Raw genomic sequence first — 26,154 nt, 5'->3', positions numbered from 1 at the left:
TAAAAATTAGAATAGATACTTTTGTAGCTACGCGTTATTTAGCGTTGGCAGCTTGAATTTGCGCTTTCACTTTTTGCATAAATTCAGCCATATTTGATTGCCGATCGGCCTCTATGCTTTGGGTAATGGCTAATTGGCTCATTGATTCGTTCCACTCTTTCATGCCGGGTACTTGTGCAAGTACATCCCAATCAAGCTGGCTTGAGCCAAAGGCGCTAACAATGGTGTTTACGTAATAAACGTAAATGTCTGCCATTGTAAATTGCTCGCCTGCAATCCAAGGTGAAAACTTACACACGCTACTCAAAGCGGTTACGCCACGCGTTAATACTTGGCGTACTTCGGCTTTAGTGGTTTCAGGTACTTCAGCGCCTGAAAATACATAAGGGATGAACCGTCTGCTCGGCAGTTCAAAATAAAGCTCTGCCATTTTCATAATTTGACGTACAACTGCGCGCTCACCTGCATCTTCAGGGTATAGCGGGGTTTGTGGGTACGACTCTTCTATAAAGTCGCAAATAACACTTGACTCAGAAATATTAAGGCCGTTAGCTGTTGTGATTGCAGGCACTTTGCCTGCAGGGCTGATTGCTAATAACTCTTCGCTACCGCCGTAAACAAGGTGTTCTTTAAATGGCAGTTGTTTGTGTAAAAGTACATGTTTAACTAGGTTGTAATAGTTGCTAGCAGCAAAACCGTGCAAAGTAATCATAAGTCAGCTTTCCATTATTAACGTGAAGATACTCATTGCCAAAAATGCAATTTAAGTCCCTGTCTTTAGGTTGAGTACATTATTACTTGTTTTAATTTGCTTATATATAGGGGAAAATGCGAATCACTTTTGTCTTTAAGACAATAAAAAGTTTTATTTAATGGAGAGGCGACTTGGATCAACTAAAAGCCATACGGTATTTTATTAAGGTGGTTGAAACGGGCAGTTTTACTAAAGCCGCAAAAGCTTTTGATGTGCCGCCCTCGTCGTTGTCGAGGCGAGTTGCTGATTTAGAAAAAAGCCTAGGGGCGACGCTTTTAAAGCGCTCGACCCGTATAGTTAAATTGACTGAAGTTGGGCAAATTTACTATAACGATGTTCAGCAAATATTAAATCAGCTAGAGCAAAGCCACGAAACAGTGCGCAGTTATCAAACAACACCAATGGGGCGATTATGTATAAGCTCAATGGTGAGTTTTGGTGATAAAATATTACTGCCTCTGCTTGATGAATTTAGCGCGCTATACCCCGAAATTATATTAGATGTTAGCTTAAGTGATGAGTTGTCTACGCTTGGGCGTGACGATGTAGATATTGCTATTCGTGGTGGTTATGCGCCAAATGAACGCGTGCTAGCAATAAAACTAATGGATAATGGCTTTATTCCTGTTGCGTCACCCTGCTATTTACAAAAATACGGCGTGCCTACTAATGTTATGGAATTAAAGGGCCACAGTGGCCTTTATTTTAAAACGCCAGCGGGGCCAACGCCGTGGTTATGTAAAGTAGATGAGCAATGGCACGACGTTTCTGGGCCTGCGGTCGCTATTTCAAATAACGGATCGTGGCTGGCTAAAAAAGCGTGTAATGGCGAGGGCATTTTAATGTCAACTCGGTGGGCGCTCGACTCATACCTTGAGTCTGGCCAGTTGCAAGAGCTTAAGTTTGAGCATGAATTAGCGATAAGCCAAAATGCGACTATGGCGGTTTATTTGTTGTATCAAAAGCAGCGCTATTTAGTACCAAAGGTAAAAGCGGCGGTCGACTTTTTAGTACAAAGAATAAAAGAAACAAATGAAGAGTAATGAGCGAGCAGAATAGTGCTTAAGAGCCTGGCGGGTTGTTTGTATAAATAATAGGTAAAAAATATCTCCTTAAGCTAAAGCTTTTAACTAAGCGCCCGATACATTACTTAATAGGGTTTAGAGATTAAGGATAATCATGGTTAATAATGCACTTGGCAGCCAGTCTAATTTAAGCACTTTACTTGCCCAATCAGTTAATAACGCTAACCAAAGCTCTGTGAGTCCTTCGCTGCTAACCGGTAGCGACCTTCAAGCTATTAATGATTTACAAACTAACGCCCCCAAAATATCCGATGAATTATTAAGCCAGCTAAATAACGAAGCTATTGACGAAGCACTAGCTAGCAATCAAAAAGTAGGGGATATTTTACAACAGCAACTTACCTCGTTATTTACTATTTCAAGCACGCCCAGCATACTTAACTATAAACTCTCCGATGAAGAACTCGCCCTGCGCACCGTAATAAGTTCTCAGCATGAGGGGTTATTAAAAAACGAAAACAGTACCCAATTAATTGAAAGACTAAATACGTCAGTTAAAAATATTCAGGGTGCTTATGCTAATACCAGCGATATTTTATCGAGTTTAGGTCAGCTTGGGCATGAGCAAAAAACGTTTTTAGCCTCAAGCCAGCAACGTATTGAGCGCTCACTTAATCCATACATGGAAAGCCTTAATCGCGCAAAATACGAGGATGACGATAACTACCTGTTTGAGCTCTCGGTAAAAACTAAAGAGGGTGATGTTATAAACATTACCTTTAACTCATCGCAAGGTTATGACGAAAAAACAGGTGAAGCGATAGATGGCTTTGGCATAAGTTACGAAGTTAATGGCAATTTATCTGAGGCTGAACATGGCGCTTTAAGGCAGGTTATGGCGGGTGTTGGTGAAATGGCCGATGAATTTTTTAAAGTGAGTGAAAATTCATTCAACCCTCTTATAGTGCCAAATCAAACAGACATGAGCTTAGATTTTTTAGCGGGCTTTAATAGTGAGCAGTTAGCCGGTTTTAATGTGTCGTTTTCGACAACGCAAAATGATGCGCTTGATACAGGAGAAAACACGCTTGATTTGAGTTACTCCATTGATGAAGCATCAAACCAGCAAGCACTTGTGTTTAAAGCCGCAGGTGGGCAAAACGACATTGATTTTGCACTCGATATGTCAACCATTGGCGCTAAAGACACGCAGCAAATGCAGCAGTATTTAGCGTCGCTCGATCAAAGCCTAGAAGATAGCCGGATAAACAGTACTGAAGATGATAAAACATCGGCATTTGGTAAAAGTGGCGATGAGGCAATGCTGCAGGGCTTTGCATTATTTAAAGGCGCTTTTGCGAGTATGTCAGCGGCGGCTGAGCGTTATAGCAATTTGGAGTCACTTGCAGATCAGCACTTTAATGACGGGCGCGCCATGGTTGCCGATTTGGTTGATAACATGATTACAAACGATACCCGTTACCAAGGGCTTGGTAATAAAGCGCCAAATACATTAGGAGCGGGTATTTCTAAGCTCGCTGATTTTGATGCCACGTTTTCTTATGCGCTTGATAACGGCGATTATCAGCCTAAAAGTACAATTGAGCTAAGCCAAGCGACTGAACAAAGCCAATTAGGGGAGCTTAGCGGTGTAACGCAAAGTAAAAATGTAAGTAGCCACTTTGATTATCAATACAGTCGCCCTGATTACTACAACAAAGAAGAGAGTTATAACGTAGGTACTGCGGTTAAAAATAAAGAACTTGTGGGGCTTGTTCAGTCTCACGAGGTTGATGTTGATACAAAAATGTTTGAGTTTAATCCGCAAACCAATCAATACGAGCTGCAAATGGCGATGCAAGAACAAACCATTAGCAAAAGTGACATTCGTTTAATTGACGATATTTGGCTTGAAGAAAACGAATACAGCTACAACATGAATAAAAAAGAGCGTGTTGAGAGTGACGAAAAGCAAGACGAGTTTAAAAAAACAAGCAGCCATTCTCATAATAAACTAGTTACCCTAATTGGTGATTTAGATAAGCTAGCTGAGAATAAAAACGTAAGGCGAGAATATTTAACTAACTTATCGCAAGTAAACTTTTTTATGGATAAAAAGTAACGCCTGAGAGCTGTTCACTCCACACTCAATATTGGGTATAGTCGTTAAATGCTTTATTTAATACCTAATTTAATATCTAATTAAGAGCAACCTTATGTTTAAACAATTAATTTTATTGTGCGCGTTAAGCATGCCGCTTGTAAGCTGCGCTGCTACGTCACCGTTTTCGGGCGCAATTACCACTGATGTACTGCTAAGCGACTACGACAAGTTTAACGAGCAATACAAGGCGTATACACCAACAGCACAAGACATTTCATTAATGCAAAAGCTAGAAGGCAAGGAGCTAATTGTATTATTTGGTACGTGGTGCCACGACAGCGAACGCGAAGTGCCAAAACTCATTAAGTTACTTGATGCATCGAAAGTACAACTTGCAAGCATTGACTATGTGGCCGTAGGTTACAACAAGCAAGACGATGCAGGCATTGCACAGGCTCACGACTTACAATACACGCCAACGTTTATTGTTAAACAAAATGGCAAAGAGTTGGTACGCGTAATTGAAAAGCCAACGGGTACGTTAGCGCAAGACTTAACTCAGGGTTTGTAAGGTCTATTCTTATGTTATGGCAATTCAATTAAAAGGATGTATAAAGGTTGGTTTTCTGTGATTTGTTGCTAATTATAGCCTGTCATTTAACGTCAATTAGGTAAGCGTTTTGTGAGCATCAACCCGCGATTTTATTTATAATTAATATGGATATTTATGAAGTGCAAAAAGTGTAAATCAGGAATTACCTCCCCAATAATTAAAACGACAAATATTAACGGGACTCCAATCGCGTCATCATCTTGCCCAGTCTGCGGTGAAAATTTAGATGGTTCAAAAAGATATTGGGTTTTATTAATTATTTTACTTATCGGCATTGGTGTAGCATCAAGGTATTTTTCTTAACTCTAGTTATATTACCTACACATGTGAATGAGCAAGACTTTGGTTTTGATTATTAGTCTTTTATTTTATCCGACTGATTTAGTCTTTTACATAAAAGTTATGTGACTTATGAAATTAATGCGAACTGAAAAAGTTCAATTGTGGTTTATGATAAATGCCAACAAATTGTATGTAGCTGCCGCTGTTTTTGGTGCTATTTTTGTCTTGATTTGGGGGGATGCTTCTCAATGGAAATACGAGGAAGATAAAAATCACTTCAGCACCTTTTTTTCATCCATTGATAGCCGAATTAGTTTTGTAAGGCATGGTTATTCAGGTACCAGTTTAAGAGTTGTTGTGAATTTTGATGCCGAAGGGCTCACTCTGGATGAAATCAAAAATATAACTCCAAAATATAAACATTTGATTCTTGAGCGCATTTGCAATGATTTAGAGAGTTTGAAAGTTTTAGAAGACGGTTACTATTTTGATGTGGATTTAAGGGATACCAGCTCTGAACACATGTTTAAAAATTATTTTAATTTAATAGTAAAGCATGAAAGGTGTATCACGTAACACAAGTGAGTTTTAACTTAGCTAATACAGCTAATAGGCATTAGAAAGACTAAAGGGCTCAAATTTTGACTTTAAAGATTAAACTTTATGTAAATTTGCTACTGGTGCCTTACTACTTATAGATTGCGAGCATTATTCACTAAACAGGCTTTTTTCGAACGCTTGCGCAGCGTGTGGAGACGGTCTGTCTTTATAATGCAGTTGATAAAGTGGCCGAGAAAGTTGCTCGTTATTTTTTTGGCTCAGGCGTGTTAATTTACCTAGCTGCACTAAATCCTCAGTAACTACATTTGGCAATAAAGCCACGCCCATTCCTTGTGCGACGGCCCTTGATATGGCTTCGTTGCTGCCCAATTGCATACTGCGCTCTGCTATTACGCCATGCTCTGCTAATAACTTTACCGACATTTCTAAAGTACCCGAGCCCGGCTCGCGCAGTAGCCAAAATTGATTGTTTAACCATGCTTTTAAGTCTTTCGTGGGCTTAAAGTTACTCGGTATAACAACACTCATTAAATCGTTTTGCCAGTGCTTACTTATTATATGCGGCTCGGTTGGTGTGCCTTCAACCAGTGCTAAATCGATAGTGCATTCAAGTAGGGCGTGCTCAATTTGCGCTGTATTAGCCACTTGTACTTCTACCTTTATATCAGGGTACTGCGCGCAAAATTTAGCTAAGTAGGGCGGTAGCCAATAGCTGGCAATGGTTGTACTAGTGCCTATAACGAGCGTGCCACGCTTAAGCCCTGTGCGTGATTTAATATCTTCTATGGCGGCTTTTTCAATGGCAAAAATGCTACGTGCATGATCATACAAGGCTTGGCCGCCCTCGCTTAAGGTAAGTTTTTTGCCTTTAGATGCACGCTCTATAAGTTGAATATTTAATTGGTGCTCAAGCTCTTTTAGCGCTTTAGATACAGCCGGTTGGCTTATAAAAAGCGCCTCGGCTGCGCCTGAAAAACTACCAAGCTTTGCTACCGTATAAAACACCCGAAGTGCATGCAAGTTCATTGTGCCTCTCAAATTCGATAACTTTAAGTTATCGAATCATGATTTTAATGTATTGGAGTTATATTTTGCGCTTTCTTAAAATGAAGTCAACAGTTTAACGTTGTTCAATTGAGGGAATATTATGCTTAGCGCTATTAAAAATTTGGGTATTAATACTAAGCAATACGGCGATACGCGCTGGTGGTTAGGTATGCTGCTGGTGGTGGTTTTGGCGGGGGCATCTGTTGCATTAAGTAAGTTACCCATAATGCAAAGTGCGCAATTTAGCTCTTTAACTATTGGTATAGTGCTTGGCATTATTGTGGGTAACAGTGTGTTTTCGCGTATTGCTACGCAAACCGATATAGGTGTTGATTACGCTAAAAGTATATTGCTTAAAGCGGGGGTTGTGTTGTTTGGGTTTAGAATTACCTTTGCGCAAGTAGCGGGCGTAGGCTGGGAAGGCTTATTAACCGATGTTGTAATGCTGTTAGGCACATTTATTTTGGCAGTGCAGCTAGGTAAGCGCGTATTTAAGCTTGATGAACAAACAACCATATTAATTGGCGCGGGTAGTTCTATTTGTGGTGCCGCTGCGGTTATGGCAACTGAGCCAGTTATAAAAGCGCAGGCGCATAAAGTATCGGTAGCGGTGGCAACGGTGGTGGTGTTTGGCACGTTAAGCATGTTCGCCTACCCAATTATGTTTGATTACATGGGCCTGAGTGAACACGCTTACGGTATTTTTGTAGGCTCAACTATTCATGAAGTAGCGCAAGTGGTTGCAGCGGGCACAGCTGTAAGCGCCAATGCTGCAGATACCGCCGTTATAGAAAAAATGCTAAGGGTGATGATGCTTGCGCCATTTTTAGTGGGCTTATCGTTTTGGCAAAGTAAAAAGCATGCAAATATAAACGCGCCTGGCGGCGAGCAAAAAGCGGGTATTACAATCCCTTGGTTTGCGGTGTTATTTATTGTGGCAAGTGGTGTGCATTCACTCTCTATTATTCCTCAAGTGGCTACAAGCGCAGTTGTTTGGTTTGATAATATATTACTCACCATTGCGATGGTGGCTTTAGGTTTACGCACACATGTTGGCGCTATTCGCCAAGCGGGTATAAAACCGCTGTTATTAGCAGGCTGTTTATTTTTGTTTTTAACCTTGGGTGGTTACGCTATTAATGTGGGTATTGCTGAGTTGTTTTAAACGTTACTTTGTAAAAGTTGATTGGCGGCTTAAATTGGCCAATCAACTTCGTTTAAAGTATCCAGCTGCGTGCTGGTATTTTTATTGCCTTGCCATTTATTAGTGTAAACAGCGTGCGGGTCAAACTGTAACGTTTGTTTTTCAATATTGAAGTGCCTACCACCACGCGGATCTACGCCTACACCTGCTATATATTGCCAATTACCCCAATTAGCGGCTACATCGTAATCAATCAATTGTTGTTCAAAATATGCTGCGCCATAGCGCCAATCAAGGCCAAGTTCGTTCACTAAACAACTGGCTGCAATTTGCCTTGCTCTATTTGATATATAACCCGTAGCGTTTAGCTCGTTCATAATGGCATTGACTAATGGGTAGGGTGTTGAGCCATTACACCATGCAGCAAAGCGGTTTGGCATAAATGTAGTAAGGGGTTTTGTTTGCTTTTGGCCTTTAAAATTAAACAGGCTTTTACCTGCCTTAAGTGCATGCCATTTAAAATATTCTCGCCATAGTAATTCAAATTTAATCCAGTAGGTAGACTCGTTTGTTATTTGGTTATGTTCGTACGCCTCAACTGCTTTATAAACTTGCCGCGCACTTACACACCCAAAAGCAAGCCAGGTACTAAATCTTGTGGTGTTATTAAAGCCATCAAGCTCGTTTCGAGTTATTTTATAAGTACTTGGTAGTAAACCTGAAAAGTATTGCTCTAAGTGTGTTTGCGCAATTTTAAACCCGCCATGCATTACGCCATTATTTGCTATACGCCCTAGAGGTTTTTTAGCGCACAGGGTTATTGGCTGAGGGAGCAAACCGTTTGGTAATGTTGAAAGTGAAATGGGGCTAGTGGCGGCCTCTACCTTTTTACGAAACGGGGTAAAGTGTTTAGGTAATTCGCTTACATCAAACGGTAGGTCACTTTGTTTATAGAGTGTGTCTTGCTGCGTTCCTGTAAATTGTGTATTTGGGCAATGTGCTTTGAGTAAGTTTATTTGGCGTTGCTCGTACAGGCCAAATTGCTCGCTGTATACAACTTCATCTATATTTTGCTCATTAATACGCGCTTTCAAAAGCGATACAGGTTCGCCTTCAAGCACATGCAGGGTTTGCCCGCGCTCAATAAGCTCTTGTTGGAGTTCATACAAGCTTTGCATTAAAAACTGCTGTTTATGCACGCCATACGGCTTTTGTTGATAGTTATTATTTTTAAACCAGTGCGGGTTTATAACAAATACAATATCGAGCGCGCATTGCTCAGTAGCAAGTTCGCTTAAAATAGGGTTGTCGTCTATTCGTAAATCGTTTTGTAGCCAATATAAAATGCGTTTGCTCATAGGTTTGCCCAGGTTTTTGTAATCATTAAGTTTACGAAGCAAAAGCGGGTAGGGATTAGTTTTGAGGTGTTTAAGAGGGTTTTAAAAAGAGGCGGCAAATAATACCGCCTCCTTGAATGTTAAATAGCCGATTTTTGTTTTGCTATCCAATCGTTTATTACGTCTTCTAATACTTCCATAGGCAGCGAGCCTTGGCCTATAACGGTGTCGTGAAAGCTGCGAATATCAAACTTAGCACCTAGTTCTTTTTCGGCTTTTGCACGCAGTTCGCGTATTTTTATTTCGCCCATTTTGTACGAAAGCGCTTGGCCAGGCCATGAAATATAACGATCTATTTGATCCTCCACCGCGCTTTGTGGCAAAGCAGTGTGATCTGCCAAGTAGTCAATAGCCTTTTGGCGGCTCCAACCAAAGGCATGAATACCGGTATCAACAACAAGTCTTACTGCACGCCACATTTCGTAGCCTAAACGACCAAAGTCGCTGTACGGGCTTTGATAAAAGCCGGCTTCTTTACCTAAGCGCTCTGTGTATAGTGCCCAACCTTCGCCAAATGCAGAGTGGCTAAGTGTGCGTCTAAATTCGGGTACATTTAACTCCATAGCAATAGCGTTTTGTAAGTGATGCCCTGGTATTGCCTCATGTAAGCTAAGTGCTTCTAAATTATATAAAGGCTGTAGTTTAGGTGTTGAGGCTAAAAAATAAGTACCAGGGGAACGGTTATCAGCAGGTGGCATATAAAACGCGCCGCGACTCGCTGAGCCTTTAATAGTAAAGGTATTACGCGGTAAATGATTAAAGTAGGTTGGTAACTTGCCATACATTTTTTGCGTAATAAAAGCGGTTTTTTCTAGCAGGTCTTGCGCGTCTGTTGCGTAAAATTGCTCATCGGTCGCTAAAAATTCTAAAAAATCGCTGTATGTGCCATCAAAACCTACTTCATCAATAATGTTTTGCATTTGCGCTTTAATACGCGCGACTTCTTTTAAGCCAAGCTCATGAATTTTCTTTGGTGTGGCATTGGTTGTGGTGTAGTAATTAACTGCATATTTGTAATACTCAAGCCCGCCTTTAACGCTTGCAATACCCGGCTGGGCTCTACAGTTAGGCATGTAATCGTTTTCAAAAAAGTCGTAAAAGTGCTGATAAGCAGGGACTACTTTTGAGCTGATTAAGGCCTTTGCTTTATTTTGGTATGTGGCTTTTTGCTCTGCTGTAAACGTGTTTGGTATACGTGTAAAGGGCTCGTAAAGGGCACTGTTTTCAGGTTGCTTAACAATATGCGCGCTAATGCTTTGGCTGTAATTTTCAAAGGTTTTGCAGTAATGAGTAAAGCCTGTTTTTATACCTTCTTTCATTAAATCAATATTTTGCTGATTAAATCGAGGGTAGTCGGCAAGGCTGATTAAAAATGCGTTGTAATCGTCGGGTGTTAAAAATGCCATGTTAGCCGGTGCTTCGGCAAAATAAGTATGCCAGCCACTTAAAAAATTAACCGGAAAATACTTATCTTGATAAAGGTAGCTTTGCTGCTCGGTTTTTCGCTCATATTTAAATAAGCGGTAGTTCATTAGCTGCTCGTTGTTGAGCGTTTTTGGGTCAATGCTGGCTAAGCTTTTTAGCACGCTGTTGTTATAAGCTTGGCGCTTTGCAATGGCTTGCTCGCTCCAATTTGGCAATGTACCGTTTGGCTTCCAGCCGTCTGGGTCGGTACGAAAAAATATTTTTTCAGCTTTGGCGTTTTGCCAGTGGTTATCAATAATGGTTTTTAAATCAGTGTTAGTGTCGGCTAAGCTTGGTAGCGATGCAACCGCTAAGCATATAGCTAGAATACTTTTTTTAAACATAGTCATCCGTTATTGGCGAGTTAGTTATTATTTATCGCGCTTTTTTATTTTAATTTGTGCTCAATATAGTACCAAGTTAACTTAATCAATGCGCTTACTTTTATAACCTGTAACTCTTGGTTTTACTTTTTGATTGAACAAATTTCACTGCGTAACTGATTGGCGTACTAGTTTATTGTTTTATCAGCGTTTAGAATGACTAAAACTTATTATAAAAAATGATCGTCATGTTTAATAAAGTAATTACCTTAATTGATGAAGCAAACGACCAAGACCCTAATACTGAGCAGCACAATGGACAAAGCTTTCCAAAAGAAAGTTTATACGCCTTGCGCATGAGCGAAATGTTAACTCGTTTTAAACCAGATGCCGATGAACTCATGCAAATTGCAGTGCGTGCACAGCATATTCAGCGTTGGAAGTCGCCACGTAGTGATTTTGAAATGAACAAACAGGGCTATCATCAGTGGCGCAGTGCACTTTATATATTTCATGCTAGCAGCGTGGTTGCGCTCATGAAGCAAGCTGGTTACGGTGAAGCTGAGCAAAACCGAGTGTACGATGCGGTCGCTAAAAAAAATATTAAACGTAACCCAGACAGCCAATTAGTAGAAGATGTAGCAAGCCTTGTATTTATTGAACATTATATGCTTGGGTTTGCCAATGCAAAACCAGATTACAATGAAGAAAAATGGATTGGTATTATTCGCCGTACATGGCAAAAAATGTCAGATGACGCGCATGAGTTTGTACTTGCAGGTAATATTACATTGCCCGGCCCGCTTGTTGGGCTTATTCATAAAGCACTTGAGTAAAAGAAAATAAATAAAAAGGAATTTTAAATGTATTGTCCTCGTAGTAATACGCCACTTGAACCTTTACTTGTTGGCGGGATTACTGTTTTTACGTCAGCGCAAGGCGGCGTATTTTTTGATAACAGCCAAATTTTTAAGTTTAGCTCGCCGGAGTTAAAGCATGGTCAGGTTTTACTTAAGTATTTGAGTAATTATACCGAAGGTGAGGGCGAAGTCTTATCGCGAGTAAATTGCCCTAAATGCCCAAGTATTGTGATGATGCGCCGGTATTTTTCGCCGCTCAAAGTGGTTGAGATAGACGAATGCCCTGGTTGTGCAGGCATATGGCTTGATAGCGGCGAGCTGGCAAAAATACACGAAAACCATTTAACCCCCCGAGAGCGTAAGCTGTTAGCCCACGAAATGGCGACCAATCATGGGTTTATAACTATTAAGCCGCCAAAATCAAAGTATTACCCCAAAGCGCCTAAAAATGTTCAAGACACGACAGTTGAACGGCTGGTGCAATTAGCATTACTTAATTTTCAGTAATAAAAAACGGCGTACTAAAAAGTACGCCGTTTTTCTGTAATAAATTAACGCTTATGCAGTTTATTTATTACGGTTTTCTTTTGCAAACGCACGTATTTTACGTTTTTGCGAAAGCGTTACTTTATTAGTACGCCCTGCAAATGGGTTATCACCTTCTCTAAATTCAATTTTGATTGGGGTGCCCATAATTTTAAGTGCTTTACGGTAGTAGTTCATAAGGTAGCGTTTGTAGCTATCTGGTAAATCGTGAACTTGGTTACCATGAATTACAATACGTGGCGGGTTATAACCACCGGCATGCGCATATTTAAGCTTAACACGACGACCACGAACAAGTGGCGGCTGGTGATCGGCTTGAGCCATGTCCATAATACGGCGAAGCATTGCGGTGCTAATACGCTTAGTTGCTGACTCGTACGCTTCATCAACCGATTCAAATAAATGACCAACACCTGTACCGTGAAGTGCAGATATAAAGTGTAAGCGTGCAAAGTCAATAAAGCCTAAACGGCGATCAAGCTCTGTTTTAATACGATCTTTAACGTAGTCGTCAAGGCCATCCCATTTATTAACGGCAATAACCAGCGAACGACCTGAGTTAAGCGCAAAACCTAATAAGCTTAAGTCTTGATCAGAAATACCATCGCGCGCATCCACAACAAGTAAAACCACGTTACAATCTTCGATTGCTTGTAGTGTTTTAATTACTGAGAACTTTTCAACTACGTCACTTACTTTTTTACGCTTACGAACACCGGCTGTGTCAATTAACACATACTCTTTGTCGTTACGCGTCATTGGAATATAAATAGAATCGCGCGTTGTACCTGGCATATCATATACAATTACACGATCTTCACCCAATATACGGTTTGTAAGTGTTGACTTACCAACATTAGGGCGACCAATAATAGCAAGCTTTACAGGTTTGTCAGCAAACGCTTGATGATCGGTATCATCACCTTCGCCTTCTTCGTAAAGATCGATTAATTCTTCGTCATCGCCTGTTACTTCTTCATCTTGAGCAGCTAGTTCAGCAATAAGCGGCTGAAGTGTTTGTTCAAGTAATAGGGTAATACCACGGCCATGTGCAGCTGCAATGTGATGTATTTCACCTAATGATAATTGGTAAAATTCAGCACAGTTTGAATCTGCATCAATGCCGTCGGTTTTATTGGCAACAACAAAGCACTTTTTCTCTTGTTTACGCAAGTGATTAGCAATGGCTTGGTCAGCTACGGTCATACCTACACGAGCATCTACTAAAAACAGAACAATGTCGGCTTCTTCAATGGCTAGCAGAGATTGATCTGCCATTTCGATTTCGATGCCTTCTTCTGAGCCATCAATACCGCCCGTGTCTACCACGATAAATTCATAGCCATCGTAACTAGCTTGGCCATATTTTCTATCTCGTGTTAAACCTGGAAAATCGGCTACGAGTGCATCACGAGTACGTGTTAAACGGTTAAATAATGTGGACTTGCCCACATTGGGTCGCCCAACTAGAGCGATCACGGGAAGCATAAACTACCTCTTTAAAAAACAACAAAAGGCTTCGCAGTGCGAAGCCTTACAAAAAACAATTAACTATTAGCAGGTTATACTAATAGCAGTCAGTTAGTTTGGTATTTTTACCATACTAACTTCACCATCACGGGTGTATAAAATTAGCTTATCGTCGGCCACAACTGGCTCAACAAAAAAGCCTGAGCTGTCAAAGTCTTCTCGAGATACTAGCTCGCCAGTTTCTTTATTTAGCCAATGTAGGTTACCTTCTTGGTCGCCTAAAGCTAAGTGGCTACCTGCAACTGCAGGGCCTGTTAGGTACCAACCACGTAGAGCGGGTTGGCTCCAACGTTCAATACCTGAATTTTTATCTAATGCGTAAATAACACCATCGCTATCTACTAAATAAATTGTTTGTGCATCCATCGCAATTTCGCGGTAGCTGCTGTACTCACGTTTCCACACTACGTTGCCAGAGCGAATATCTACAGCAGCTAAGTTGCCGTTGTAAGCTATAGCGTAAGCATATGGACCGCTAATAAGTGGTTGAGTGTCTACGTCAACTAGGCGTTCAAATTCTGATGCGCCTTTAGCAACCGCAATTTCTGCGCTCCATGCTGAGTAACCACTGTCTGAAATTAAAACGCTTAGCTTGCCTGTTTCAAGGCCTACTAATACACCACCGTTAGCAACAGTTGGCGAGCTTTGTCCGCGTAATGTTAGTGGTGGAACTTCTTGTTCAAAACTCCAACGCTCTTCGCCCGTATCTGGGTGAAGGGCTAACAATTTACCAGAGCCTAAATTTACAAATATTAAGCCATCGCCTGCTGTCGGTTTAGACAGTGATTCGCCTGGTACATTTTTACGCCAAACTTCTTCACCGGTTTCGCGATCAAGAGCAATAATAAAGCCGTGTTCAGAACCTATATAAATTTTACCATAGGCTTGCAAAATACCACCTGATAATTTTGCATTACCGTTGTCAGCCCATGGCCAAAACGATAAATCTTGGCGTACATCGGTTTCCCACTTGGTATCGCCGTTAGTAAGCGAAAGCGCTTCTACTTGGCCTTCGCGGCTAGCAACATATACAGTATCTTTGTAAACAGCTGGTGTTAAACGAGAAAAGTAATGCTCTACGCCATCACCTACAGATTCTTGCCAAACAACGTCAGTTTCAAATTGGTTTACAATTTCAGGAAGTACTAGTTCATCTTCATCATCACTTGATGAACAACCCATCAGTGTTGCCATACATAGGGCAAGGGCTGCTGTTGTAAATTTTTTCATGCCTAAAACCTTATGCCGCTGGGCTAGTTACTGCTAGGTCATCTAACTTAATTTGTAATAGTGGGTTACTTGTTAATCCACCCGCATCTATTGCTGCTTGGTATGCAGTACGTGCTTGATCTTTGTTACCTTGCTGTGTGTAAATATCGCCTTTAAGCTCGGCAACGTTTGCATTGAATGCTTCAGGTAATGGTGCATTTAATGTAGTTAATGCATCGTCATAGTTAGTTTGTGCAATTTGAATTCGCGCTAAACGTGTAATCGCAATTGCTTTTAATTCTGTATTTTCAGTATTAGACACTATCCAGCTTAGCTTTTCGCTTGCTACATCTAATTTTTTTGCTTCTACAGCGTCTTTTGCAGCAACAAATGCAGCAAGTGTTGCGTAGTTTGTATCTTTATTTTCGCTAATAAACGCATCAGCTGAAGATAATACATCATCACTTTCAACAAGCGCTGTATATGAATCTGATGCTTTTTCAGCGGTAGTAATTTGGTTTTGGTTATATGCTTTCCAGCCATATAAGCCACCAAGGCCAACAAGTATGCCTAGTGCAAGTGAAATGCCGTTTTCACGGAAAAAGCGTTTAATGGCTTCTGCTTGTTGTTCTTCTGTTGAATAAATATCCATTCTTACCTCTAATGTTCGCTTAGCCGTTAATAAGCTCAGCTAATAGCGCTTTAGCTTGTTCTAATTCTAATGTGACTTGTTCTTTACGCTCGCGTAAATACTTGATGGTCACAACGCCTTTTTCTAATTCATCTTCACCAATAATCACTGCAACAAGTGCATCGCTTTTATCAGCACGTTTTAATTGTTTTTTAAAGTTGCCGCCGCCCGCATGCACCATAACGCGTAAACCTGGTACGTCTTTACGTAGTTGCGCTGCAATTGCAGGAGCTTGAATGCTTGCTTTGTCGCCCATTGCTGCTAAATATACATCAGCATTACGACGAATGTCACCTACACACTCAAGCGCTTGTAGTAATAACACTAAGCGCTCTAGACCCATTGCAAAACCAACTGCTGGGGTTGCTTTGCCGCCAAGCTGTTCAACTAAGCCGTCGTAACGACCGCCAGCACATACAGTGCCTTGTGCGCCTAAGCTGTCGGTTACCCATTCAAATACGGTGCGGTTGTAGTAGTCTAAACCACGTACTAACTTTTCATTAACCGTATATGAGACGCCAGCAGCGTCTAAACGTTCACATAAATTTTCAAAATGTTCTTTTGATTCAGCGTCTAAGTTTTCAGACAATTTAGGCGCATCAGTTAAAATTGCTTGTACGTCTGGGTTTTTGCTATCAAGTACGCGTAATGGGTTTGAATACATACGACGTTTTGAGTCTTCATCAAGCACGTCAATATGTTGCTCAAGGTAGGCTACTAACGCATCACGGTAATCTGCACGCGCTTCGTTAGAGCCTAAAGAATTTAGCTCTAAACGAACGTGGTCAGTAATACCAAAGGCTTCCCATAGTTGCGCTGTTAATAAAATAACTTCTGCGTCTATGTCGGCTGTGGCAATACCAAATGTTTCTAAACCAAATTGGTGAAACTGACGGTAACGACCTTTTTGCGGACGTTCGTGACGAAACATTGGACCCATGTACCAAAGGCGTTGTTCTTGGTTATATAGTAAGCCATTTTGGTTGCCAGCACGTACGCATACTGCGGTGCCTTCTGGGCGAAGTGTTAATAAGTCGCCATTGCGATCGGCAAAGGTGTACATTTCTTTTTCTACTATATCGGTAACTTCACCAATAGAGCGTTTGAATAAGTCGGTTGATTCTACAATAGGAAAACGAATTTCTTGATAACCGAACGATGCTACTGTCTCGCGTAAAATGCTTTCTACTTTCTGCCAAACTTGTGTATCGCCCGGCAGACAATCGTTCATACCGCGAACTGCCTGAATTTGTTTTGCCACTGATAAATCCTAAATGCTGTTTATGTGTAATAAAAAATGCTTACACAACAAGAATGCTAAAAATTGACCCGCTATTATAGCGTTCTGGTCATAAAGGTAAACGCCAAACACCGCTGTTTGGCGCTTTATACGGTATTTATTCGACTATTTTAATATCGATAGGTGTTTGCTGCTCTTTTTGAGCAATAAAGTCGCGCACGTAGCCTTCGAGCTGGTCAACAATATTGTTGTTGTCAATACGTGCTTTTTGGCGCTCACCATTAATGTATAAACCTGAGCGACGGTTTGCACCGGCAAGGCCTATATCACTAACGAGTGCTTCACCTGGGCCGTTTACAACACAGCCAATTACCGAAACCGATACAGGCTCAATAATATCTTCAAGGCGCTCTTCTAGCTGGTTCATGGTGCTTACTACATCAAATTCTTGACGAGAACAGCTAGGGCATGCAATAAAGTTAATACCGCGCGAACGTATGCGCAGCGATTTTAAAATATCAAAACCTACTTTAATTTCTTGAACAGGGTCAGCTGCAAGCGACACTCGCAGTGTATCGCCAATACCTTCAGCAAGTAGCATACCTAAACCTACGGCTGATTTAACCGAGCCAGATCGCATGCCGCCCGCTTCGGTAATACCTAAATGCAGTGGTTGGTCTATTTCTTTAGCGAGTAAGCGATAGGCGCCTACCGCTAAAAATACGTCTGATGCTTTTACCGATATTTTAAATTGGTCAAAATCAAGGCGGCGTAATATATCTACATGGCGCATTGCTGATTCTAATAAGGCTTCAGGTGTAGGCTCGCCATATTTTTCTTGTAAGTCGCGCTCAAGTGAGCCGCCATTTACACCAATACGAATAGGAATGTTATGCTCGCGAGCAGAATCGACCACAGCTCTTATACGCTCTTCGCTACCTATATTACCTGGGTTTATGCGCAGACAATCTACGCCGTACTTTGCCACTTTTAAGGCTATACGGTAATCAAAGTGAATATCGGCTACTAGCGGAATAGTCACTTGTTCTTTAATACTTTTAAACGCTTCAGCTGCGTCCATAGTCGGTACTGATACACGCACTATGTCGGCACCTGCATCTTGTATTGCCTGAATTTGTGCAACGGTTGCATCAACATCCATGGTGTCGGTATTGGTCATTGATTGCACAGCAATAGGGGCGCCGTCACCAATAGGGACGTTACCTACATTGATACGGGTGGATTTTCTGCGTTTAATTGGGGATTCTGAAAACATAGCGACTACTCTGCTAGTGGTAATGTAAATTTGGCTAAACGGTTTTTAGGAAATGCAGAAACATCTACAGGTTCGCCGTTTAAAGTAATGTCTACAGCGTCATGCTTACCAAGCACAACTGAAAAAGGAGGCGTTCCGCTTACGGTCATAATGTAGCCTGCTTTTTTCACGCCGAATGCTATTTTTTCGCCTTCGCCATCGTAAATTTCAACCCAACTTTCGCCGTTAAAGTTCATAACAATTGTACTGCTAGCATCTTCTTGGCTTTCGTTGTTAGATGTAATAGGAGCCGTTTCTGTAACGGCTTCTGAGCTTGTTGATGTTTCAAGCGTATCTTTTGATTCTAATAGTGATTCGTCGTTAATTTCGGCTTGTTGCTGTTGCTGTAAAATACTGGGTTGAGCTGCTTGTCGTTCACTCATTATTGAGTTGGCAACGTTTATTTTACTGGTTTGCTCTTCAATGGGGGTGGCGTTTTGCCAAAACCATAAAGCAGATGAGCCAATAACAATCGCTAAAATTAAATAACTAAAAAACATTAAACGGCTGTCGCTTGCTTCTTTTTCTGTTCGGCGCGAAAAGCTTTGCATATTAGCGGGCTTGGTCGGCTCTGGTGGGGCCGGCATCATTGCTAATATAGGTGCGCTATCGACTTTTAATTCACGGCAATAATTTTTTATATAGCCTTTAACAAAAGTGATAGGGCCTAGTAACGCAAATTCATCATTTTCAAGGCGTTTAATTTGAAGTTCAGACAGCTTTAACGGTGCAGCGATAGTTGCGATGCTAACGTTTGCTTGCTCTCTATGATTTTTTAGTATTTGGCCTACAGTTGGCTGTTCGCTCTGTGTTTGCGTATTTTCTTCATTCATAATGTGTATGAGTCTGGATCCACTAGTAAAAGTCTGTGCCCTGGTTTTAATGCTATATCAGGACTTAATTTATTCCATCGCATTAATTCATCAATTAATACATGCCGCTGGGTAGCTATATCGTAAAGGGAATCACCAGCTTTAATTTCGTAATAAATATTAGGATCGTTTAGGTATATTTTACTTCCATTCATTACCCGATCCGACTCTTTTAAACCATTCCATTGCAGGAGTTTTTGTAGTTTAACATTGTATCGCACCGAAATGCTAAATAGGTTTTCGCCAACAGCAATTACATGAAATGGCACGCGTAAAGGCGATACTTTAGGGTTAAGCATTGGAAGCTCAGTTTTTTGCACTGCTTCGTAGCTTTTAAATTCAATATCAGCATTATTTTGATAGTTACTGTTTTCAAAAACGGTTGTGTTTTTAGTCGCTTCGTAGAATACCACGTCGCTACTGTTTTTTTGATTTGTAACTGCAGGTGCAGAATTACTGTAGTTACTAGTTTGCTGCGAATTAAACTGGCCTGTTTTAGGTGCGCCAAACGAGATTATTGTTACCTCGTCATCGGCTTTAGCCGGTTGTTTTGTTGCTATAACTTCTTTTTGAAGTTCTAAAACGGGTTGCGCTTTTTCAGGCGCTGCTACTATAGAATCTGCAGAGTCGTGCTCAGTAGTAAGTGCAAGCATAACAGCCGATGTATCGGTAGGGTTGCTTGGCGCGACGACTTTAGGAGCCTCTTCTTTTTGGGTCGTTACTTGTTTTGCTATTACGGTTGCTTCGTCGGCTTGCGTACTGAGCGTATTTGGCAATGCTTGAGCTTGCTCTTCTCTTGCTATAACTGGATTTACATTTTGGTTATTTGCTGTTGCGAGCTTTTTATCTGTTTTTTGCTCGTTGTTTGTTACCAAGCTTGTTGAACCGTCCTCTGGCGAACGTTTCTTTCTAATAACTTTTATTTTTGGTTTTGAACTAACGTGCGCGCCGCTTGCGTCATTTTTTAGTTCTTTTAACTGCGCTTTACGGTATTTTTCTCGCAGTATTTCAAACTCATTAAAACGTGTTCTTTTCTCTTTTAACGCATAGGCTTCGTTGCTGGTAGAGTAAGTTTGCAAAATAGTGTTGGAAATTTTTTCAGCTTCTTCAATTCTGCCCATTCGGTTTTTTACAAGATAGCTAAGCATTAATGCGCGAGAAGATACTCGACCCGTACTTTCATAGCGTTTTAAAAGTTCACTGGCTTTGTACAAGTCACTTTTAGCGTAATACAGTGCGGCTAAGCTAATTAATGTAGATGTACGCTGAGAGCTGTGATTAAGTGCCTGCTGAAAGTAGCTTTCTGCATTTTCAAAGTCATCAAATTCAATAGCACACAGGGCTAAATTTTCGTAGCTTTCGGCAACGCGAATATAACTTGGTACTTCAATAGCTTTTAAAAATTGATCAGTTGCACGATCGTATTCATCAATACCACATAAAAACACACCGTAGTTATTGAGAGTGTTAGGATCGTCTGGCTTGATTTCAAGTGCTTTTTGGTAGGCTTTATCAGCTAGCGGGTTTTCGCCCACTTGTTGGTAGTAATAAGCAAGAGAGTAATGTACTTCAGGTAGGTCAGGAGCAAATGCTGCTGCACGTTCTAAATTGTATTTGGCTTGAGAATTATTACCCGTTTTTAAATACTGTAGGGCTAAAGCAATTCGTGTTCGTGCTGCGCCAGTATTATTAACTTTATTTTCGACGACGGGTTTATTACTGCCGTTATAACTACTTTCACTCACACAGCCACTTAGGGCAAGTGTTGATAGTGTTATAGCAAGTATAGATCGCATTACCTTATCTCTTTATTTTTAGTCCATGTCGCCTATCTTACCTAAAAGCTTTACTCTTGCATCATTTATTTAAAAATAAACAACTTATCAGCCTTATATGGTTTATTCATATAAGGCTGTTACAGATTATGCTTGGTGGATATTAACGGCAATCGCGTTATCGTCGCGGATTTTCTTTTTAGCTAAACGTTTAGTACGGTCAACTACGTCACCGACTAACTGACCGCAAGCTGCGTCAATATCATCACCGCGAGTACGGCGCACAATACAGGTTACACCTGCAGCTTGTAGTACTTTTGAAAAGCGGTCGATACGGCTATTACTTGAGCGTGTGTACTCGTTACCCGGGAACGGGTTAAACGGAATAAGGTTTACCTTAGACGGTGTGCCTTTTAACGTTTGTACTAATGCATGCGCTTGGTCAGTGCTGTCGTTAATGCCATTAAGCATAACGTATTCAACAGTTACGTCTTTATTAGCTTTTGAACCGTCGATATAACGACGACACGCCGCTAAAAACTCTTCAATAGGGTACTTTTTATTAACAGGCACTAAAATATCACGCAGTGCGTTATCGGGTGCGTGAAGAGATATAGCCAGTGCTACGTCAATTTTTTCTTTTAGTAAATCAAGAGCAGGTACAACGCCTGAAGTACTTAATGTTACGCGGCGCTTAGATAAACCAAAGCCCCAATCGTCCATCATTAGTTCCATTGCTGGCACTACGTTTTTAAGATTAAGTAAAGGCTCGCCCATACCCATCATTACAACATTAGTCACTGGGCGCTTTTCGCTATGACCATCAAGGCCTATATCTTTAGCTACACGCCAAACTTGGCCAATAATTTCAGATACTTTTAAGTTACGGTTAAAGCCTTGTTGAGCAGTAGAACAAAAAGTACATTCAAGCGCACAACCCACTTGTGATGATACACATAACGTAGCGCGCTCTTTTTCAGGGATCCAAACGGCTTCTACTTCTTGGCCGCCTTCAAGAATAAGCGCGTACTTAATAGTACCGTCGCTTGCTTGTTGGCGAACTGTTATTTCTGGCGCTACAATTTCGCACTCAGCTTTAAGCTTTTCTTTAAGCTTTTTATTTACGTTAGTCATTTCGTCGAAGTTATCTACGCCAAAATGATAAATCCATTTCATCACCTGGTCACTACGAAACGGCTTTTCACCGAACGATGCAAATAGCTCGCGCATTGCATCTCGGTTTAAATCTAATAAGTTAATCTTTTTTTGCTCGGTCATGAAACAACCTCAATCGGTGACGGTGGAGATAAAAATTTACGAGGACGAATTGTACACAATTCACTCACTTTAATCATTAAGTAAAATATCAAAAAATGCACTTATGGATACTTTGCGTAATGACTAAAAAAGGGCCCGAAAGCCCTTTTCATTTTGTTAACGAATTCGAATTAACGAGTACGTGAACAAAGCTCTTCGTCAGCGAAGAAGTACGCGATTTCGCGAGCAGCAGATTCAACAGCATCAGAACCGTGAACAGCGTTTTCGTCGATGCTATCAGCGTAGTCTGCACGTAAAGTGCCAGCTAGTGCTTCAGCAGGGTTAGTAGCACCCATGATTTCACGGTTTTTAAGAACAGCGTTTTCGCCTTCAAGAACTGTAACCATTACTGGACCAGATGTCATGAAAGATACTAAAGCGCCAAAGAAAGGACGTTCGCTATGTTCTGCGTAGAAACCTTCAGCTTTCTCTTGTGAAAGGTGAACCATTTTAGCTGCAACGATTTTAAGGCCAGCAGTTTCGAAACGGTTGTAGATAGCGCCAATGTGGTTTTTAGCAACTGCATCAGGTTTTACGATTGAGAAAGTACGCTCTAAAGCCATCTTTATGCTCCAATAATTTTAAGTAAAAGTGTGAATATTAACGGGCGCGAATTATACGCGTTTTAAGTGAAAAATCCTAATTTTATTAAAAACCAGTTTGATTGCTGTTTTATGATCTCGATCAAATTTAAATTATTAGCCATATTTATACTGCTGCGCTTGTGTTTATGTATTTTTCAATAACACCAATTTCACTGGATTAATGCTTAATTTTTCAATCAAATTGGTAAAACTCATGCAACTGGTTTAAACCCAGTTCGATGTATGGAGCGCACATGTTACCCGTTATTTCTTCAATGCCTTTTATTCCTGAATTATTATGCCCCGCAGGCAGTTTAAAAAACATGCGCTACGCGTTTGCTTATGGCGCAGATGCGGTTTATGCGGGGCAGCCTCGTTATAGTTTGCGTGTGCGCAATAATGAATTTGACTTAGACACGCTGCAAATTGGTATTAGTGAAGCGCATGCGCAAAATAAAAAGTTTTATGTGGTGTCTAATATTGCGCCGCATAACGCGAAAGTAAAATCGTATTTACGTGATATAGAGCCAGTTATTGCGATGCAGCCCGATGCGCTGATTATGTCGGACCCTGGTTTAATTATGCTTGTTCGTGAAAAATGGCCTGCGATGTCCATTCACTTATCAGTACAGGCAAATGCGGTAAATTACGCGAGTGTACAATTTTGGGCAAAGCAGGGGATCGAACGGGTGATTTTATCAAGAGAGCTGTCGCTCGAAGAAATAACCGAAATACGCACACTCTGCTCAGACACCGAACTTGAAGTATTTGTACATGGCGCACTGTGTATGGCGTATTCGGGGCGTTGCTTGCTCTCTGGTTACATAAATAAGCGCGATCCAAATCAAGGCACGTGTACTAATGCATGTCGCTGGGATTACGATGTAAAACCTGGTGTTGAGAACGAAACTGGCGAAACGGTACATAAAATTGACCCCAAACAAGTGATTCCTACACTGGGTGAAGGCGCGCCAAGCAACGATGTATTTATTCTAGAGGAACAAGGTCGCCCTGGTGAGTATATGCCTGCGTTTGAGGATGAACACGGCACGTATATTATGAATTCCAAAGATTTACGCGCTGTGCAATACGTAGAGCAGTTAACAAAAATGGGGGTACATAGTTTAAAAATAGAAGGGCGTACTAAGTCATTTTATTATGTGGCGCGCACTGCACAAGTTTATCGTAAAGCAATAGATGATGCGGCTTCGGGTAAACCATTTGATACTAGCTTATTTAAAACATTAGAAAACTTGGCGCATCGTGGTTATACCGAAGGCTTTTTAAAACGCCATGCCCACCAAGATTATCAAAACTATGAATACGGTCACTCTGTATCAACTAAGCAGCAATTTGTGGGTGAAGTACTTGGGCGCTGCGAAAATGGATTAGTTGAAATAGACGTTAAAAATAAATTTTGTACTGGTCACTCTTTAGAGCTTATGACACCACAAGGTAACATTACTTTTACGCTTGAATATATGGAAAACAAAAGAGGCAAAAGTATTAGCGATGCTAAAGGCTCTGGTCATATTGTAAAAATCCAGCTAGATGAGGGCATTAACTTAGATCACGCTATTTTAATGCGTAATCTAGACGCGCACCAAGATACCCGTAATCCGTTCAAAAAGGTCAGTTAGGATCCACTCTAATAACTGCTCAAAGCTATTTTATTAAATAGAGTGACGCTGAGCAGTTATATCTTCATCTGCTATTTTTTAAATACCATTTATGGAATTTATCTTATCATTAATGCTTATTTATAAAATTTTAAAAGCGAATATAATGGATATTCGTACTTAACACGTGTTGTTAAATCGCTCCTCACTGTTACCCCATTACTTTTTAAAGGAATCATTTTTGTATGTGGATAATTTTTGCATTACTCGCAACCGTTTTTTTTGGTGCCCGAGGAGTGTTGTATCAATGGACGTCGCAGAAAAAGATTAACCGTAACTTATTATTATTCGGTGTATTTTTTGTAGGATTTGTTATTAGTGCGCTAGGTACTGTGGTATTTGAACATACATGGTATGGCTGGACAGACATTACGGTTGGGCTTGCGTTAGGTTTTGGCTCTTTTGCTGCTAATGGTTTGTTGCATAAGGGGTTTTCGGTTGGTAAAGCGTCTTTAATTAGTATTTTATCAGGATTGACGCCTTTGTTTGTCCTTTTATTTGCTTTTTTATTGTGGCAGGAGACCTTAACAACAATTCAATTAATTGGCTTTTTCATTATTTTTGGCGGCCTTTATATCATTCGTTATTCAAGCGATATTTCGTTGAGTAACCTACAAGGTGCGCAATGGGGATTACTCGCTGCACTTGCCTTTGCATTTAATGATTTAATGGGTAAGCAATCAACACTTCTTGAGGCCGATACGTTTGCAACGCTAACGTCTATGTTTGGGTTTGGTAGTTTTCTTTTTGCTGTTAGTTGGTTAGTAAAGCGTAAAAAAATGCTAGCAGAGCAAGGCACTTCTCAAGGGTATTGGTCTGCGAGTAAAACATTTTCATGCGGGTTACTGATTGGATTAACAAACGTGGCAGGTATGGTGGCAATAATATCGGCTTTTGCAATTGGTAATACAGGGCTCGTTTCGGCAATTTCGGGGATGAACATTTTAATTATTTTGCTCTACTCACGCATCATTCTAAAAGAGTCTTTTACCCGCCAAGAAGTGATAGGATTAGCAACAGCATTTTTAGGTGTAATTGTACTTAGGCTTAGTTTTTAAACGTTTAAAGCTTTCCTTTTAAAAGCATACATTGCTACTTTTCGTTGAAGTGTTGCAATGTATGCTCTATTAATAGTCGTACCCGATAAGATACTTGTTTTCTGTCGCGATAAAGCATAGAAAATGGCTGCCCTTTGCTTTGCCAATCAGGAAGAATGCGTTTAAGCTTTCCGGCTTTAATAAGTGGTAATGCTATATAATCAGGAATGTAGCTAATGCCTACACCAGACTAAACTGCTTGTTTCATCATTTGAATTTCATCAACCTCCAATCGAACATGTGTGTTTGGATTAAAACTGTACTCTTCGCTCGTTTGCTGATTGTTTAATTGCCACGGAACCAACCCAACGCACGCAATTTTTGGGTGCTGCTCTAATTGTTTAGGATGAGTGATGGATTGATAATCATGGTCTGGGTGAGCACAAAGCACATTATGAATAAGTTTAAGCTCTCTAATAACCCAATTATCAATGGCAGGGTTTCTTACTCTAAATGCTATATCAATCGCTTCTTTTTCAATATCAATAAGGTTATTTGAAAAGCGTAAATCTAGTTGAATATCGGGATACTGCAGTAAAAAATCACAAAAAATAGGACTTAAAAAATGTTTACCCATGTAAATGGGGGCACAGATCCTAATTTTCCCTTTAGGTTGGTCTTTTTCATCACAAAGTGCTTGCTCGATACACTCTACTTCATCGAACAGTTTACGATAGCGATCGTAATATAACTCGCCAGTATGCGTAAGTGTTACCCGATGTGCA

22 protein-coding genes and 1 pseudogene are annotated in these 26,154 nt (G+C 40.7%); 9 read left to right on the top strand and 14 right to left on the bottom strand.

All coding sequences use genetic code 11. The annotated features are described in order from the left end of the window. Positions 1–34: 34 nt before the first annotated feature. Positions 35–712 (bottom strand): glutathione S-transferase family protein, encoded by a 678-nt coding sequence (locus H5072_RS00115; RefSeq protein ID WP_154904096.1) that lies wholly within the window; start codon positions 710–712, stop codon positions 35–37. A 173-nt stretch (positions 713–885) separates the two neighbouring features. Between H5072_RS00115 and H5072_RS00110 the strand changes: the two genes are divergently transcribed. From H5072_RS00110 to H5072_RS00095, 4 genes are all read left to right on the top strand, one after another. Then, positions 886–1,797: a LysR family transcriptional regulator gene (locus tag H5072_RS00110; RefSeq protein WP_039488765.1), complete on the top strand. Its 912-nt coding sequence runs from the start codon at positions 886–888 to the stop codon at positions 1,795–1,797. A 136-nt stretch (positions 1,798–1,933) separates the two neighbouring features. Continuing rightward, positions 1,934–3,901, top strand: coding sequence for a hypothetical protein (locus H5072_RS00105; RefSeq protein WP_182692304.1), 1,968 nt, complete (start codon positions 1,934–1,936; stop codon positions 3,899–3,901). Between the two features lie 94 nt (positions 3,902–3,995). After that, positions 3,996–4,454 (top strand): thioredoxin family protein, encoded by a 459-nt coding sequence (locus tag H5072_RS00100; protein ID WP_182692303.1) that lies wholly within the window; start codon positions 3,996–3,998, stop codon positions 4,452–4,454. A 453-nt stretch (positions 4,455–4,907) separates the two neighbouring features. Continuing rightward, positions 4,908–5,354 carry a hypothetical protein gene (locus H5072_RS00095; protein ID WP_182692302.1) on the top strand — a complete coding sequence of 149 codons (447 nt, stop codon included), beginning with the start codon at positions 4,908–4,910 and terminating at the stop codon, positions 5,352–5,354. 132 nt (positions 5,355–5,486) lie between these two features. Here the strand turns inward: H5072_RS00095 and H5072_RS00090 are convergent, their stop codons facing one another. Further along, a complete protein-coding gene (locus H5072_RS00090; RefSeq protein WP_182692301.1) occupies positions 5,487–6,365 on the bottom strand; it encodes a LysR family transcriptional regulator in 879 nt (292 codons plus the stop codon). A gap of 121 nt (positions 6,366–6,486) precedes the next feature. On the opposite strand from H5072_RS00090, the gene H5072_RS00085 reads away from it, so the two are divergent. Then, on the top strand, positions 6,487–7,551 hold the full coding sequence (locus H5072_RS00085) for a YeiH family protein (protein ID WP_182692300.1): 1,065 nt from the start codon (positions 6,487–6,489) through the stop codon (positions 7,549–7,551). Between the two features lie 29 nt (positions 7,552–7,580). On the opposite strand, the gene H5072_RS00080 is transcribed toward H5072_RS00085, so the two are convergent. Further along, entirely contained in the window at positions 7,581–8,888 is a 1,308-nt protein-coding gene (locus H5072_RS00080) for a DASH family cryptochrome (RefSeq protein ID WP_182692299.1), read from the bottom strand. A 119-nt stretch (positions 8,889–9,007) separates the two neighbouring features. Then, the gene (locus H5072_RS00075; protein WP_182692311.1) at positions 9,008–10,735 is read right to left on the bottom strand and encodes a DUF885 family protein; all 1,728 of its coding nucleotides are present in this window, start codon (positions 10,733–10,735) and stop codon (positions 9,008–9,010) included. Positions 10,736–10,962: 227 nt separating this feature from the next. On the opposite strand from H5072_RS00075, the gene H5072_RS00070 reads away from it, so the two are divergent. Continuing rightward, complete coding sequence (locus H5072_RS00070) at positions 10,963–11,550, top strand: DUF4202 domain-containing protein (RefSeq protein ID WP_024597860.1); 588 nt, start codon at positions 10,963–10,965, stop codon at positions 11,548–11,550. A gap of 27 nt (positions 11,551–11,577) precedes the next feature. Further along, positions 11,578–12,081 carry a zf-TFIIB domain-containing protein gene (locus H5072_RS00065; protein WP_182692298.1) on the top strand — a complete coding sequence of 168 codons (504 nt, stop codon included), beginning with the start codon at positions 11,578–11,580 and terminating at the stop codon, positions 12,079–12,081. 60 nt (positions 12,082–12,141) lie between these two features. Here the strand turns inward: H5072_RS00065 and der are convergent, their stop codons facing one another. From der to ndk, 9 genes are all read right to left on the bottom strand, one after another. Next, positions 12,142–13,608, bottom strand: a complete 1,467-nt coding sequence (gene der / locus H5072_RS00060; RefSeq protein ID WP_024597862.1) for a ribosome biogenesis GTPase Der — start codon at positions 13,606–13,608, stop codon at positions 12,142–12,144. Between the two features lie 93 nt (positions 13,609–13,701). Beyond that, a complete protein-coding gene (bamB, locus tag H5072_RS00055; RefSeq protein ID WP_002961301.1) occupies positions 13,702–14,880 on the bottom strand; it encodes an outer membrane protein assembly factor BamB in 1,179 nt (392 codons plus the stop codon). Positions 14,881–14,890: 10 nt separating this feature from the next. Beyond that, on the bottom strand, positions 14,891–15,511 hold the full coding sequence (locus H5072_RS00050; protein WP_002961300.1) for a tetratricopeptide repeat protein: 621 nt from the start codon (positions 15,509–15,511) through the stop codon (positions 14,891–14,893). A gap of 19 nt (positions 15,512–15,530) precedes the next feature. Then, complete coding sequence (hisS, locus tag H5072_RS00045; protein ID WP_008168943.1) at positions 15,531–16,811, bottom strand: histidine--tRNA ligase; 1,281 nt, start codon at positions 16,809–16,811, stop codon at positions 15,531–15,533. A gap of 136 nt (positions 16,812–16,947) precedes the next feature. Continuing rightward, complete coding sequence (gene ispG / locus H5072_RS00040) at positions 16,948–18,066, bottom strand: flavodoxin-dependent (E)-4-hydroxy-3-methylbut-2-enyl-diphosphate synthase (protein ID WP_002961295.1); 1,119 nt, start codon at positions 18,064–18,066, stop codon at positions 16,948–16,950. A gap of 5 nt (positions 18,067–18,071) precedes the next feature. Then, the gene (locus H5072_RS00035; protein ID WP_002961292.1) at positions 18,072–18,938 is read right to left on the bottom strand and encodes a RodZ domain-containing protein; all 867 of its coding nucleotides are present in this window, start codon (positions 18,936–18,938) and stop codon (positions 18,072–18,074) included. Further along, positions 18,935–20,773 (bottom strand): type IV pilus biogenesis/stability protein PilW, encoded by a 1,839-nt coding sequence (pilW, locus tag H5072_RS00030; RefSeq protein ID WP_182692297.1) that lies wholly within the window; start codon positions 20,771–20,773, stop codon positions 18,935–18,937. Before pilW ends, H5072_RS00035 begins: the two co-directional genes overlap by 4 nt. 126 nt (positions 20,774–20,899) lie before the next feature. Beyond that, a complete protein-coding gene (locus tag H5072_RS00025; protein ID WP_002961289.1) occupies positions 20,900–22,030 on the bottom strand; it encodes a bifunctional tRNA (adenosine(37)-C2)-methyltransferase TrmG/ribosomal RNA large subunit methyltransferase RlmN in 1,131 nt (376 codons plus the stop codon). 170 nt (positions 22,031–22,200) lie between these two features. Next, entirely contained in the window at positions 22,201–22,632 is a 432-nt protein-coding gene (ndk, locus tag H5072_RS00020; protein ID WP_002961288.1) for a nucleoside-diphosphate kinase, read from the bottom strand. Between the two features lie 275 nt (positions 22,633–22,907). On the opposite strand from ndk, the gene yegQ reads away from it, so the two are divergent. Then, positions 22,908–24,293, top strand: a complete 1,386-nt coding sequence (gene yegQ, locus H5072_RS00015) for a tRNA 5-hydroxyuridine modification protein YegQ (protein WP_182692296.1) — start codon at positions 22,908–22,910, stop codon at positions 24,291–24,293. Between the two features lie 224 nt (positions 24,294–24,517). Then, positions 24,518–25,390, top strand: coding sequence for an EamA family transporter (locus tag H5072_RS00010; protein ID WP_182692295.1), 873 nt, complete (start codon positions 24,518–24,520; stop codon positions 25,388–25,390). Between the two features lie 34 nt (positions 25,391–25,424). Here the strand turns inward: H5072_RS00010 and H5072_RS00005 are convergent. Next, positions 25,425–26,006 (bottom strand): annotated as a pseudogene (locus tag H5072_RS00005) (substrate binding domain-containing protein). Positions 26,007–26,154 lie beyond the last annotated feature (148 nt).

The organism is Pseudoalteromonas sp. SR45-5 (assembly GCF_014163565.1).
Lineage (GTDB): Bacteria > Pseudomonadota > Gammaproteobacteria > Enterobacterales > Alteromonadaceae > Pseudoalteromonas > Pseudoalteromonas distincta.
Note: the sequence above shows the minus strand (reverse complement) of the source record. Positions and strands in the feature narration are given on the sequence as shown.